The 13,804-nt window shown below is 64.2% G+C and carries 9 protein-coding genes and 1 pseudogene; 9 read left to right on the top strand and 1 reads right to left on the bottom strand.

The genetic code is table 11. The annotated features are described in order from the left end of the window. Nucleotides 1–198: 198 nt before the first annotated feature. Genes K0F86_RS15215 through K0F86_RS15195 form a run of 5 tightly spaced genes read left to right on the top strand, consistent with a single transcriptional unit; the run spans nt 199 to nt 6,700 of the window. Nucleotides 199–882 (top strand): VWA domain-containing protein, encoded by a 684-nt coding sequence (locus K0F86_RS15215; protein WP_219135179.1) that lies wholly within the window; start codon nt 199–201, stop codon nt 880–882. A 3-nt stretch (nt 883–885) separates the two neighbouring features. Further along, the gene (locus tag K0F86_RS15210; RefSeq protein WP_219135177.1) at nt 886–1,644 is read left to right on the top strand and encodes a PP2C family serine/threonine-protein phosphatase; all 759 of its coding nucleotides are present in this window, start codon (nt 886–888) and stop codon (nt 1,642–1,644) included. Continuing rightward, a complete protein-coding gene (locus tag K0F86_RS15205; protein ID WP_219135175.1) occupies nt 1,641–3,983 on the top strand; it encodes a hypothetical protein in 2,343 nt (780 codons plus the stop codon). The genes K0F86_RS15210 and K0F86_RS15205 overlap by 4 nt, the downstream gene beginning before the upstream one ends. Nucleotides 3,984–3,992: 9 nt before the next feature. Next, nucleotides 3,993–5,342 (top strand): toxin-antitoxin system YwqK family antitoxin, encoded by a 1,350-nt coding sequence (locus K0F86_RS15200; protein ID WP_219135173.1) that lies wholly within the window; start codon nt 3,993–3,995, stop codon nt 5,340–5,342. Continuing rightward, nucleotides 5,324–6,700 (top strand): toxin-antitoxin system YwqK family antitoxin, encoded by a 1,377-nt coding sequence (locus K0F86_RS15195; RefSeq protein WP_219135172.1) that lies wholly within the window; start codon nt 5,324–5,326, stop codon nt 6,698–6,700. Before K0F86_RS15200 ends, K0F86_RS15195 begins: the two co-directional genes overlap by 19 nt. 76 nt (nt 6,701–6,776) lie before the next feature. On the opposite strand, the gene nadB is transcribed toward K0F86_RS15195, so the two are convergent. Further along, nucleotides 6,777–8,390, bottom strand: coding sequence for an L-aspartate oxidase (gene nadB / locus K0F86_RS15190; RefSeq protein ID WP_219135170.1), 1,614 nt, complete (start codon nt 8,388–8,390; stop codon nt 6,777–6,779). A 167-nt stretch (nt 8,391–8,557) separates the two neighbouring features. Between nadB and K0F86_RS15185 the strand changes: the two genes are divergently transcribed. The 4 genes and pseudogenes from K0F86_RS15185 to K0F86_RS15170 form a co-directional block, all read left to right on the top strand. Continuing rightward, the gene (locus K0F86_RS15185) at nt 8,558–9,946 is read left to right on the top strand and encodes a TIGR03013 family XrtA/PEP-CTERM system glycosyltransferase (protein ID WP_219135168.1); all 1,389 of its coding nucleotides are present in this window, start codon (nt 8,558–8,560) and stop codon (nt 9,944–9,946) included. Then, a complete protein-coding gene (gene prsK / locus K0F86_RS15180; protein ID WP_219135166.1) occupies nt 9,943–11,994 on the top strand; it encodes an XrtA/PEP-CTERM system histidine kinase PrsK in 2,052 nt (683 codons plus the stop codon). Before K0F86_RS15185 ends, prsK begins: the two co-directional genes overlap by 4 nt. A gap of 12 nt (nt 11,995–12,006) precedes the next feature. Beyond that, nucleotides 12,007–13,362 carry a PEP-CTERM-box response regulator transcription factor gene (prsR, locus tag K0F86_RS15175; RefSeq protein WP_219135164.1) on the top strand — a complete coding sequence of 452 codons (1,356 nt, stop codon included), beginning with the start codon at nt 12,007–12,009 and terminating at the stop codon, nt 13,360–13,362. Nucleotides 13,363–13,480: 118 nt separating this feature from the next. Next, nucleotides 13,481–13,804 (top strand): annotated as a pseudogene (locus K0F86_RS15170) (hypothetical protein); the annotation flags it as partial.

Genomic DNA, 13,804 nt, shown 5'->3' with positions numbered 1-13,804 from the left:
TTTCCCACGACCTACTTAGCTGGAATGGCCACAGGGCCATCCGGGCATTCATCAAGTTAGGCCAGATTTTGGCGTCAGGCAAAGTCGACCAAGGCGCCGCGTCCTCAAAAATCTTTCATCAGCGCAATCTCGCGCGGCAAGTCGCGGCGCGTGATGTAAGATTCGCATTATGTCCGATTTCACATTTACCGATTGCCCATGAGTTCAATAATGATCCCCGACGTCGCCCTGGTCGACAATACCGAACAACGCACGCCGCTGGTGCTCGTGCTGGACTGTTCCGGCAGCATGGCGGGCGAACCCGTCTCCTTGCTGAACGAAGGCCTGGCCTTGCTGGAACAGGAACTCAAGTCCGACGTGATCGCCGCCAAGCGCGTGCGCATCCTGGTGATTCAATATGGTGCCCACGATGAAGCCGTGGTGGCCAGCAACTGGTGCGACGCCATGGATTTCACGGCGCCCCGCCTTGAGGCGAACGGCACCACGCCGACCGGCGCGGCCGTCGAACTGGCGCTGGCGGAAATCGAGCAGGAAAAGCAGCGTTTCCGCGCTGCTGGCGTGGCGTACACGCGGCCATGGCTGTTTTTGATGTCGGATGGCGCGCCGACGGACCAATGGCAGCATGGCGCCGAACAGGCGCGCGCGGCCGAGCAGGCGAATAAAGTGGCGATCTTCCCCATCGCCGTGGGCGACAACGCGAATATCGAGACCCTGGGGCAGTTTTCCAGCCGTGGCGAGCGGGGCGTGAAGCAGCTGAAGGGCTTGCAGTTCCGCGAACTGTTCCTGTGGCTGAGCGCCAGCATGCAGGTGGTGTCGCAGTCGCGTCCCGGCGCGCAGGCGCAGCTGGCTTCGACGGACGGCTGGTCCGTCGTCAGCACCTGACTCATGGCTGCAGTACTGAATACCTGGCGCGTGTTCGGCGCCTCCGTCACGGGCAAGGCGCACCTGGATAAAGCCATCCCTTGCCAGGACGCGCACGCGCATGCCGTCGTGAACGACGTGCTGGTGGCCATCGTCTGCGACGGCGCCGGTTCGGCCAGACTCAGCGAGCAGGGCGCGCAGTTTGTCGCAGCGCAAACCGTGCAAGCGCTGGCCGGGCGGCTGGAGCAGGGCGCCACCGTGCAGGATTTGCATGACGGCGCGCTGGCGGGCACCCTGGCGCAGATCCGCGCCGCGCTCGACGACATCGCCCACGCCGCCAACGCCACCCTCGATGACTACGCCAGCACGGTCGTCGGCGTGGTCATGGGGCAAGATGCCGGCTTCTTCTTCCACCTGGGCGACGGCCTGGGCGTGGCGCAGCTGAGTGACGGCGGCGAACTGATCTCGCTGCCCGCGAATGGCGAATACGCCAACGAAACATATTTCATCAGTGGCGAGCGCTGGCGCGAACAGTTGCGCCTGTTGCCGATTCCCCAGTCCGTGCGCGGCGTGGTGCTGATGTCGGACGGCTGCATGCCCTTTGCCATGAGCAAGAACAATGGTTCGCTGTATGCGCCGTTCATGGATGCCGTGCAAGGCTATCTGCGCACGGTCGACAGCGTTGAACTGGGCAATGCGGCGCTGGCGTCCACCCTGGCCGACCCGCGCACGCACCAGATCACGGGCGACGACAAGACCCTGCTGCTGGCCTTGCGCGCATGAACCGGAAGCAGGGAGTCACGCCCGGTCTGAGTCCGGGCGGCAAGATCTGGCTGGATAAAGTCCGAACGCTGGTACTGGGCAAACTGATCAAGAGCGGCGGCGCGGGCAGCGTGTACCTGCTGCCCGGCGCGCCCGCGCAGGTCGCCAAGCTGTACCACCCGCACCTGGACCGGGCCGCCAACCGGCGCAAGCTCGAAGCGATGCTGGAATTGTCGCCCGAGCTGCCCGACCAGCTGGAAAACGGCAAGCGCTACGTGCAGATCGCCTGGCCGCAAGCGGCCGTGTTTGACGGCCAGGGCGGCTTCGCCGGTTTCGTCATGCCTTTGCTGGACATGGCGCAGACGGCCGAGCTGGAACAGATCATGCAGGAGCGGCAAGCGCGCGCGGCCGGCCTGCCCACGGGACTCGGTCCCAAGCTGACCCTGGCGGCCAACCTGGCCGCCGTCATCGACGCGCTGCACCAGCAGCAGCATTACGTGGTCGATTTAAAGCCCGTGAACCTGCGCTTTTACCGCGATTCGCTGTACATCGCCATGCTCGATTGCGACGGTTTCAGCATCCAGGGCCATGCGGAGCGTTTTCCTGCCGAGCAATTCACGGCCGACTACCTGGCGCCGGAATTCCAGCGCAAGGGCATGCCGGCGGGCACGGAAATGGCGCAAGACCGCTTCGCCCTGGCCGTCATCATCTTTCAGTTGCTCAACTTCGGCATCCACCCGTACAGCGGGCGGCCCGGCAATGCGCAAGTGGCGACCGATATTCCCGGGCGCATCCGCGACGGCTGCTATGCGTATGGCGTCAAACGCCACAAGCAGCTGGCGCCGAATGCCACCAGCGGCCATGCGCTGATGCCGCCCGAACTGCGCGCCATGTTCGACCGCGCGTTTTCCCAGTCGCCACAATCCCAGCGGCCGTCGGCGGCGGACTGGGCGCAATTGCTGCGCGGCTATGCGCAGCGCAGCGGCGGCAAGTTGGTCATTTGCGCCGCGAATCCCGAACACCAGCATTTTGCGGGCCACGGTTGCGCCGCTTGCGCGCGCGACAAGGTCATCGTCGCGGCCGGGCAGGCGTCCGTGCAAGCGCAGCAGATGCAACTGCAACAGCCATCGTTGCCGCAGCCGCGCAGCGCGCGCGGCGCGCACCATACGGCGCCGGGCCAGGCGCCGGTCTTCATCCCCGTGGCGGGCAGCGGCGGCATGACGGGCAAGGGCTGGGCCGTCGTGGTGCTGCTGATCGTGCTGTTCCTGATCGGCTTTACGGCCTGGACCTCGTCGCCCGATGAAGCCAAGGCCAAGGCCGCGATGCAGGCGCAAGCCGAGCAGGCGGCTGGCCTGGAAGTATTTGGCTGGCGCCCGCGCAAGGCGGCCGGTTTCCAGCCGTCCGATGCGCGCAAGGCCGTGCACAGCCTGTCGCAAGCGGTCGGCAAGGGCGACGACGACGCCGTCACGCGCGGCTTGCAGCTGCTGTACCGGGCCGGCGAGGACAAGTCTTCGGGCTACCGCGGCGACCCTACGCGCGCGCGCCTGCGTACCACCTTGATGGAAGGCCTGGGCGCGATGCCTGGCTACTCCCCCGAATTGGCGTACACCTATCTTGACCAGTTGCAAGCCGATCCGCGCGACTATCTGGCGGCGGCGGCCATGGGCCGCATGCACCTGAGCCTGAACGAACCGCAGGCGGCGCGCCAGTATTTCGAGCAAGCCGTGTGGGCCCGCCCCACCGATGGCGTGGCCTGGCTGGGCATCGCGGCCACGGCCCTGCTGCGCGGCGGCGACGAGCGCGATGCCGTCAACATGGTGGCGCTGGCGCAACTGACGGCTTACCGGTATGCCGTGCAGAACGCCTTGCCGACGGAACCGGGCGAATCGGCCGACAATGGCGTCGCCCGCACGATGCAGCGCATGGACCTGAACGCCAAGGTGCTGCGCCTGGCTCAGGGGTGGGATTACCAGAAGCGCTGGGACAAGGCGCTGGCCGATGGCGCGCTGCTGGCGACCAGGCTGAAGGCCTTGCCGCCTTTGCGCGACCAGGTCGCCGGCGTGCAGCGCGAGACGATGACAACGGTGACGTATGGCGTGCTTGATGAAAAAAATGCAACGGGTGAAAACCGCTTGACCCTGACCATTGCCGCCGACGGCACCCTCAGCTATGCGGCGGCCGAGTTGCCGATGGAACCCATGCTCAACAAGGTGCTGCTCGACAGCGTGAAGCGCTGGACCTACTTGCCGGCCGTGCAGCACGGTCAATTGCGGGATGCCAAGGTGGTGGTGCTGGTGCGCTACCGCAACGGCCGGGTCAGCTTCGTGCCGGCCGGTGTGGCCGCCACGACGGAAAATTAAAGGAATAGCATGAAAATCAAGACGATATGCGCCTTGCTGGGCGCCTCCTTGCTGTACTCAGGCATGGCGCAGGCGGACATCGTGCAGCGCCATGTGCTGGCAAGCATGGCCAGCGAACCCGACAGCGAAGGCGGCGACGTGTTCACGATTGCGGGCACGACGGCCTGCGGCGGCAAGCAGATCCGCATGGATGCGCGTTCAGTGAACCTGGACGAGGCGCCGTACGAGGCGCTGAAAGCCGAGCTGGCCCGGCGTATCCGCGACAAGACGCCCATGCTCGTCACCCTGAAAAAATGCCCGGAAGGCGGGAGCGTCCCCATCGTGCGCGAGATCGCCGCCTGCACGCCAGCCGCCTGCGCCGATGGCCGGGCGCGCCTGTACCTGCACGAACGTTTCTACCCCACCGAGCAGGAAAACGCACCGAATGTGCTGCTGTTACCCTTGCCGAAAGGCAAACTGCCAGGTACGTGGAAGGTGGACATTTATAGCGTGGCCGGGCACAAACTGCGCCTGTCGGGCCAGGTCAGCAAGGCCGATTATGCCTCCGGTGAACTGGTGGGCGGCTTTGTCACATATTACCCGAACGGCAAGATCGAGAAACAGGTGGCGCAGGACGGGCAGGGCTGGCAGGAGGGCGTCACCAGCCTTTATCGTGCCGATGGCAGGCTGGAATCGCGTGGCAGCTGGCGCCATGGCTTGCCGGAAGGCACGCATGAGCAATATCACGCCACGGGCAAGCTGCGCGAGACGAGCAGCTACCGCAGCGGCAAGCGCGTCGACGGTCCCGTGCAGACGTTTGATGAAAATGGCAAGCTGAGCACCAGCTACACTTTGCGCGGTGGAACGATGGAAGGCGAGATGCTCACGTACTTCCCTGATGGAAAAATCTCCAGCCGCGCGGAAATGCAGAACGGAAAGTTCAATGGCGTGAGCACGAATTATTATCCCGATGGCGCCGTGCGGGCCAGGATGACGCAGGTCAATGACCTGCCGACGGGCGAGGCGCTGGAATTCTATCCTGACGGCAAGGTGCAAAGCCGCCAGCAGTATGGCGACAAGGGCGGGCTGCTCAGCGTGCAGCGCTACAGCCCGCAGGACGTGCTGGTGCTGGAAAGACGCTGGGATGCGCAACTGCGCGAGCAGGGCACGTCGCGCTCGTGGTACGAAAGCGGCAAGCCCGAGCATTCTATTGACTACGTGAACGACCAGCGCGACGGCTGGCGCCGCAGCTGGCGCGAGGACGGCAGCTTGCTAAGCGAATGCCGGTATGTGGCCGGCAAGGCGCAAGGCGACTGCGGCGAAGCACCGCCAGCGCGGGAACTGTTGCGCAAGGAGCAAGCATGGCGCGCCTTGAATTGAATTGTCTGCTGGCGGCTTTGCTCTTGTGGCCGGCACTGGCCAGCGCCGAGATTGAGCAGCGGCAAGTAGTCACCGCGATCAAGGCGACGCCCGACGGCGATGTGCTGACCCTCGCCAGCGACAGCGGCTGCGGCGGCAGGCAGGTGCTGATGAATGCCGTTTCCGTGCGCCTGGATGAAGATCAATATGTTGCCATGAAGCAGCAATTGACCAAATTGATACGCGACAGGACGCCCTTGCTGATGCGTATCACATCCTGTCCCGCGCCAGGCAAGGTGGGAGGCGAAGCGGGAGCGCGCGCCATGCCCGAAGTTGGCAAGCTGGGCGGCTGCGAGCCGCAAGCCTGTGCCGATGGCAAGGCCCGATTGTACCTGAACCACAATCTGACGCGCGGCGAAGTCAAGGAACAGGCGCGCTATGCACTCGTGCTGCCACTGCCGCCCGGCAAGACACCGGGCACCTGGCAAGTCGAGATCTATCATGTGCGTGAAGGTGCACCGAAGCGGCTGATCGGCCAGGTCAACGACCCCGATTACCTGAGGGGCAAGCTGGTGGGCAACTACAGCATGTATTACCCGCATGGACAGGTCGAGATGCAGGTGGCGCGCGAGGGGCGCAGCGTGCAGGAGGGTGTGCAGACCCTGTATCACCCGGACGGCAAGGTTGCCATGCGCAATACGTGGCGCAATGGCGTGCAGGAGGGGGAGGAGCAGTCTTCTCACCAGAGTGGCAAGCTGATCGAGTCGCGCACCTATCGCAACGGCACCCGCGCCGATGGCCTGGTGGAAACCTTCGACCAGGACGGCAAGCTGCGCACGCGCATGACCCAGATCAAGGGCCAGACGGAAGGCGAGCTGCTGCTGTTCTATCCGGATGGCACCGTGGAAAGCCGCAGCCTGTATGTGAACGGCGTCCAGACGGGGCCGGGCACCAGCTATTTCCCGGATGGCAAGGTGCAGCGCACAACGAACTACGTTGACGGCAAGCCTGCGGGCGACAGCGTCGAGTATTACCCGGACGGCAAGGTGGCCGCCAAGCGCACGCACAGCGGTCATTACGTGCTGCGCAGCGAACAGCGTTTCAGCCGGACTGGTGTGTTGCTCGTGGACAAACTGTGGAATGCGGGCGGGCGCGAGGAGGGCGCATTGCGCTCATGGTATGCCGATGGCAAGCCGAGGCAGCTGATCGAATATGTCGATGGCGAACGCCAGGGCTGGACCCGGCATTGGCGCGCAGATGGCAACCTGGAAAGCGAGTGCCGCTATGTGGCGGACGAGCCGCAGGGCAAGTGCACCGGAAATTCAGCCAAGATGTCGTACACGGAGGATGGGATTGAGTTTGAGATGCCGGAGTTATAACCCAAAGCAAGGACTGGGGTCAGACCCTCAGGGTCTGACCCCGGCCTTTGCCGGGGTTCCATTGGGTCTGGCAAGGCTAGCGATGCGGCGGCGTCAGCACGCTGGCGATGGCTTTCGGTAACGTTTCCGGATAATCGCGGCTGAAGTGCAGGCCGCGGCTTTCGCGGCGGGACAGGGCGCTGTTGACGATCATCGAGGCCACGTCGACAAGATTGCGCAATTCCAGTAAATCGTGCGTGATGCGGAAGTTGCGGTAATACTCGTCGATTTCTTCCTTCAGCAGGGCGATGCGGTGCTGGGCACGTTCCAAACGCTTGGTCGTGCGCACGATGCCCACGTAATTCCACATGAAGCGGCGCAGTTCGTCCCAGTTGTGGGAAATCACCACCTCTTCATCCGCATCCGTGACGCGGCTTTCATCCCAGTCGGGCAGATACGGCGTGCCCAGCTTTTCCTTGCTTTCGATATCCTGCGCGCAGGCGCGGCCGATGACGATGCATTCCAGCAGGGAATTGCTCGCCAGGCGGTTCGCGCCATGCAGGCCCGTGCACGCCGTTTCGCCCACGGCGTACAGGCCCGGCAAGTCGGCGCGGCCCGCCAAATCCGTGACCACGCCGCCACACGTATAGTGGGCGGCAGGCACGATGGGGATAGGCTGCTTGGTGATGTCGATGCCCAGTTCCAGGCAGCGCGCATAGATGGTGGGGAAGTGTTCGATGAGGAATGCGGCCGGCTTGTGGCTGATGTCCAGGTGCACGTAGTCGAGGCCCCGTTTCTTGATCTCGAAGTCGATGGCGCGCGCCACCACGTCGCGCGGCGCCAGCTCGGCCCGCTCGTCGTGGGCCAGCATGAAGCGCGTGCCGGCTGCCACGCCCGCTTCGGGCGGCAGTTTCAGCAAACCGCCTTCGCCACGGATGGCTTCGGTGATCAAAAACGATTTCGCGTACGGGTGGTACAAACACGTGGGGTGGAACTGGATGAATTCCATGTTCGACACGCGGCAGCCGGCGCGCCAGGCCATGGCGATGCCGTCGCCGCTGGCCGTGTCGGGATTCGTTGTATATAAATACACTTTGCCGGCGCCGCCCGTGGCCAGCACGGTGTGCTCGGCGGCAAAGGTGTGCACCTTGCCTGTTTGCTCATCCTGCACGTAGAGGCCGTGGCAATGCGGTTGTGCGTTGCGCTGGGTCGGCTTCATGCCCAGCTTGTCGGAGGTAATCAGGTCGATGGCGCAATGGTGTTCGAACAGGCTGATGTTCGGGTGCGAGCGCACTTTTTCTTCCAGGGTCACTTGCACGGCATGGCCCGTGGCGTCGGCCGCGTGGATGATGCGGCGCTGGCTGTGGCCGCCTTCGCGGGTCAAATGGAAACCCAGTTCGGCCGAGGCATCGCGCGTAAATGGCACGCCTTGCTCGATCAGCCATTCGATGGCTTCGCGGCCGTGCTCGACGATGTAGCGCGTGGCGCTCTCGTCGCACAGGCCGCCGCCCGCGATCAGGGTGTCTTCGATGTGCTGCTGGTGGCTGTCGCCCGAGTCCAGCACGGCTGCGATCCCGCCCTGCGCCCAGTTGCTGGCGCCATCGAGCAGCGCGCGTTTGGAAATGATCGCGACAGTGCGCGTCTCAGCTAAATGCAGTGCAACCGATAAACCCGCCAGGCCACTGCCGACAATCGCTACATCAAATTTCATGACATTCATCTCTTTTAGGGGAAGCATACTATATGCCATTTCCCCTCATTCGGTAATGTGTTGAGATAAATTCTGCAAGCGAAAGATAGCTGGGGCCGTAGCTTGTGGCGCATCAATGTCTTCGCGGAACAGTTCGCCATCATGGCAAGACAGCCGCAGGAGGAACCATGATCCGCATCTTCAGCCATTATGTCTCGAAAACAGCGTTTATCCTGCTGTTGCTGGAAATCCTGATCCTGCTGCTGTCGGCCACCCTGACTTCGATGCTGTGGCTGGCGGACGGCGGCCGCGTGCTGCGCGTGGGCGAGATTTACCTGTCGTCGACGATCTTTGCGCTGGTCATCGTGCTGAGCATGAGCGCGCTGGGCATGTATCAGCACCGCTCGCGCGAAGACATCCGCAACACCTTATTACGCATCCTGCCGTCGTTCGCGCTGGGCTTTGCCGTGCTCAGCGTGCTGATACGCTTCATACCGTCGCTGCAGTTCGGGCGCGGCAGCGTGCTGATCTTCGGGCTGGGCGCCATCGGCGTGCTGTTGGCGCGCCTGGTGGTCTTCAAATCCTCGCAATCGGCGCTGATGGAAGGGCGGCTGATCCTGGTGGGCGGCGGGGCGCTGGCGCGCGAGTGTATGGACTTGGCAGCGAGCAAGATCGGTTTCCATCAGTTTACCGTCGTCGGCTGCATCGATGTGGCGGGAGAGCAATGCTGCGTGCCGGCCTCGGCCTTGCTGCCGGCCGAACCGTCACTGCTGGCCATGGCCCAGCGCCATGCGGCGCATGAGATCGTCGTCTCCGTCAGCGACCGGCGCAATGGTGCTTTTCCTGCCAAGCAACTACTGGAATGCGCGCTGGGCGGCGTCAAGGTGATCGACGCGGCCACGTTTTTCGAGCGCGAAGCGTGCCAGATCCGCATCGATTCATTGCAACCGAGCTATCTGATCTATGGCGGCGGCTTCGACCAGAGTTTTTTTCGCGCCGCCTCGAAGCGGCTGTTCGACCTGGCCGCCAGCAGCGTCATCTGCCTGGCGGCGCTGCCCGTGATGCTGGTGACGGCGATCTGCATCCGCCTGGAAGACGGCGGCCCCGTGTTTTACCAGCAGGAGCGGGTGGGACGCGACGGCTTGCCCTTCAATGTGCTGAAATTTCGCAGCATGCGCTGCGATGCCGAGCGCGACGGCAAACCCATCTGGGCGCTGACCAACGATGCGCGCATCACGCGCGTGGGCAATGTCATCCGCAAGCTGCGCATCGACGAGTTGCCGCAGATGCTCAATGTGTTTCGCGGCGAAATGAGTTTTGTGGGGCCCCGCCCCGAGCGCGCCTATTTTGTCGAGCAGTTGAAGGAACAGGTGCCGTACTACAACATCCGTCACAATATCAAGCCGGGCATCACGGGCCTGGCGCAAGTGCGCTACCAGTATGGCGCCTCCGTCGACGATGCCGTCAAGAAGCTGCAATACGATTTGTATTATGTAAAAAATAACAGCCTGTTCCTCGACTTGCTGATCCTGCTCGATACGGTACAGGTGGTGCTGTTTGGCAAGGGCAGCCGATGATACGGGCGCAATCGGACTGGCTGGCGGCGGCCGACGCGGCGGCGCTCAGCCATGGCCTGGCGTCGCTGGCCTTTTTCGTGCTGGCGCTGCTACTGATCAGCAACTGGCGCGCGCGGCAAAATGTGCGCGCCTTGCTGGTGGCTTGCCTGGCGACGGGCGGCTGGGCCACGGGCACGGTGGTGCTGGTGCTGCTGGGGCAGCGCATCGCGCTGGCCGGCGATGCGCTGGAATTGCTGCGCACCCTGGCCTGGCTGGTGTTTTTGCTGCTGCTGATCGAACCGTCGCGGCCCCGCTTGCGCCTGGTGCTGGCCGGGATCGCCCTCACGGCGCTGGTGCCGGCGTTGTCCGCGCTGGCCTCGTCGTGGCTGGCGCTGCCTTTGCCGGCGCGCATCATCGCCAGCGTCAGCCGTTTGCTGCTGGCCGTGCTGGGCATGCTGCTGGTGGAACAGTGGTATCGCAACACGCCGCCCCTGAAACGCTGGGGCATCAAGTTCGCCTGCCTGGGCGTGGGCGGCCTGTTTGCCTACGACTTTTATCTGTACAGCGATGCCTTGCTGTTTCGCGCAATCAACGACGACATCTGGGCCGCGCGCGGCATCGTCGACGCCCTGTGCGCGCCGCTGCTGGCCGTCTCGGCCGCGCGCAATCCGGGCTGGGCGCTGGGCCTGTCCGTCTCGCGCCAGATGCTGTACCGCTCGGCCGCCTTGCTGGGCTCGGCCATCTACCTGCTGGCCATGGCGGCCAGCGCCTATTACCTGCGCTATTTCGGCGGCACCTGGGGCTCCTTGATGCAGATGGCCTACCTGGGTGGGGCGGCCCTGCTGCTGGCGGGCGTGCTGTTTTCCGGCAGCCTGCGCGCCAAGCTCAAGGTCACCATCAATAAGCATTTTTACAATGCCATCTTCGATTACCGCGAAGAATGGCTGAGATTTACACGCGCCTTGTCCGAAGATGGCCCGGCCTTGGGCGAGCGCACGATACAGGCCATGGCGCAACTGGTGGAAAGCCGCGCCGGCGCGCTGTGGATCTTGCGCGAGCAGGGGCAGTTTGCCCCGGTTGCCAGCTGGAACTGGCCACCGAGCACGTGGAGCGAGCCGGCGTCCGGCCCCCTGTGCCAATTCCTGGAGGCAAGACTATGGGTGATCGACGTGCCCGACTGCCAGCGCAACCCGCTCCAGTACGGCGGCTTGCAGTTGCCGCCCGCGCTGCTGGCGCTGCCCGATGTGTGGCTGCTGGTGCCGTTGATGCTGCATGGCCAGCTGTTCGCCTTTGTCGCGCTGGCGCGGCCCCGCACGCGTATCGGCCTGAACTGGGAAATCCGCGACGTGCTGAAAATTGCCGGCAGCCAGGCCGCCAGCTACCTGGCGCACCGCGAATCGCTCGATACGCTCACGGTGGCGCGCCAGTTCGACTCGTTCAACCGCATGTCCACCTTCATCGTGCACGACTTGAAAAACCTGGTGTTTCAATTGTCGCTGCTACTGAGTAATGCGGAAAAGCACCGCGCCAATCCCGCGTTTCAGGAAGACATGCTGGGCACGCTCGACCATTCCGTGCAGAAAATGAAGACTTTGCTGCAAAAGCTGGCGCGCGGCGAGGCGCCGGAAGCGCCAGCGCCGCTGCTGCTCGATGGCTTGCTGCGCCAGGCCGTGGCCGCCAAGGCCAGCCTGGCGCCGGCGCCCCGGCTGGAAATCGTCGATAGCGAGCTGACGGTGCTGGCCAACCGCGCGCGCCTGGAACGCGTGCTGGGCCATTTGATCCAGAACGCCATCGAGGCCACGGCCAGCGATGGCAAGGTGGACGTGCGGCTGCGGCGCGAGCATCGCACGGCCGTGGTCGAGCTCGACGATACGGGGCAGGGCATGAGCGAGCAATTCATCCGCGAGCGCCTGTTCAAGCCGTTCGACACGACCAAGACGGCGGGCATGGGCATCGGCGTGTTCGAAAGCCGCGAATACCTGCGCGAAGTGGGCGGCAGCCTGGAAGTGCGCAGCGAACCGCAAGTGGGCACGACGTTCCGCGTGATCCTGCCGCTGCACGCGGCCTAGCAAAGGAGTGCCATGGGCAAACAGAAATTGCTGGTCATCGAAGACGATCCCGGCCTGCAAAAGCAGCTGCACTGGAGTTTCGACGGCTATGAAGTCTTGCTGGCGGGCGAGCGCGAGGCGGCGCTGGCGCTGGTGCGGCGCCATCAGCCGGCCGTGGTGACGATGGACCTGGGCTTGCCGCCCGACCCGGACGGCGCCACGGAAGGCCTGGCCACCCTGCAGCAAATCCTCGCGCTGGCGCCGGACACGAAGGTCATCATTCTGTCGGGCAACCAGGAGCGCGCGCATGCCTTAAAGGCCATCGCGCTGGGCGCCTACGATTTCCACCAGAAACCGTTCGAGGCCGACATGCTGGGCCTGGTCATCGCCCGCGCGTTTTACTTGCACGCCATGCAGCAGGAAAACCGCCGCATGCTGCAGACGCAGGCCGATTCGCCGCTGGCGGGCATCGTCAGCCGCGACCCCGGCATGCTGAAACTGTGCCGCAGCGTGGAAAAAGTGGCGCCGTCGTCGGCCAGCGTGATGCTGCTGGGCGATTCGGGCAGCGGCAAGGAATTGATCGCGCGGGGCTTGCATGCGCTGTCGAGCCGCCACGCGCAGCGCTTCGTCGCCATCAATTGCGCGGCGATTCCCGAAAACCTGCTGGAAAGCGAGCTCTTCGGCTATGAGCGAGGGGCGTTCACGGGCGCGGCGCGGCAAACCCTGGGCAAGATCGAGCTGGCCCACGGCGGCACCTTCTTTCTCGACGAGGTCGGCGACATGCCGATGGCCTTGCAGGCGAAACTGCTGCGCTTCTTGCAGGAGAGGGTGATCGAAAGGGTGGGCGGGCGCGCCGAGATCGCCGTCGACGTGCGCATCGTCTGCGCCACGCACCAGGATCTGAAGGTGCTGGCGGAACAGGGGCGCTTCCGCGAAGACCTGTTTTACCGGCTCAGCGAAATCGTCTTGCGCATTCCGCCGCTGCGCGAGCGGGCCGGCGATGCGGCCTTGCTGGCCCACCATTTCAAGAACAAGTTCTGTGCCAGCGAAGGACGCAGCAACCTGCATTTCAGCGCCGGTGCGCTGCAGCTGATCGAAAGCTATGGCTGGCCCGGCAATGTACGCGAGGTGGAAAACTGCATCAAGCGCGCCGTCATCATGAGCGACGGGCCGCAGATCGCCGCCGACGACCTGGGTTTGCCCGCCAGCGCCCAGGCGGCGCCCATGGACGAGGCCATCAACCTGCGCCAGGCCCGCGAAGCGGCCGAATACAAGGTGATGGTGCGCGCGCTGGCGCGGGCCGACGGCAATATCGCCAAGGCGGCCGAACTGCTGGGCGTGAGCCGGCCCACCCTGTACGACTTGATGAACCACCACGGCATCAAGTAGGCAGGTACATAAGTGAGTGTATTAAAAATTAATATTGTGTATGGCGTCGCACATACGCGGCGGCGCCGGCGCGGCATGCTTCCCTCTGCAACTTAATCAAGTCAACAGGGAGAATTCCATGCAAGCTACACAACTGTCCGCGTCGGACCTGAACAATCCGGGCGTGTCCTGGGGCGCCGTGCTGGCGGGTGCCGCCGCGGCCGCCGCCTTGTCCTTTATCCTGCTGATCCTCGGCGTGGGCCTGGGCCTGTCTTCCGTGTCGCCGTGGTCGTTCAACGCGACGGCCATCGGCGTAACGACCATCGCCTGGCTGGCCTTCATGCAGCTGGCCGCGTCCGGCATTGGCGGCTATATGACGGGCCGGCTGCGCGTGAAATGGAGTTCCATCCACACGGATGAGGTGCATTTCCGCGATACGGCGCACGGCTTGCTGGCTTGGGCC

Source organism: Janthinobacterium sp. UMAB-60, from assembly GCF_900095235.1.
GTDB lineage: Bacteria > Pseudomonadota > Gammaproteobacteria > Burkholderiales > Burkholderiaceae_D > Janthinobacterium.
This window is presented reverse-complemented; position numbering and strand designations above follow the sequence as displayed.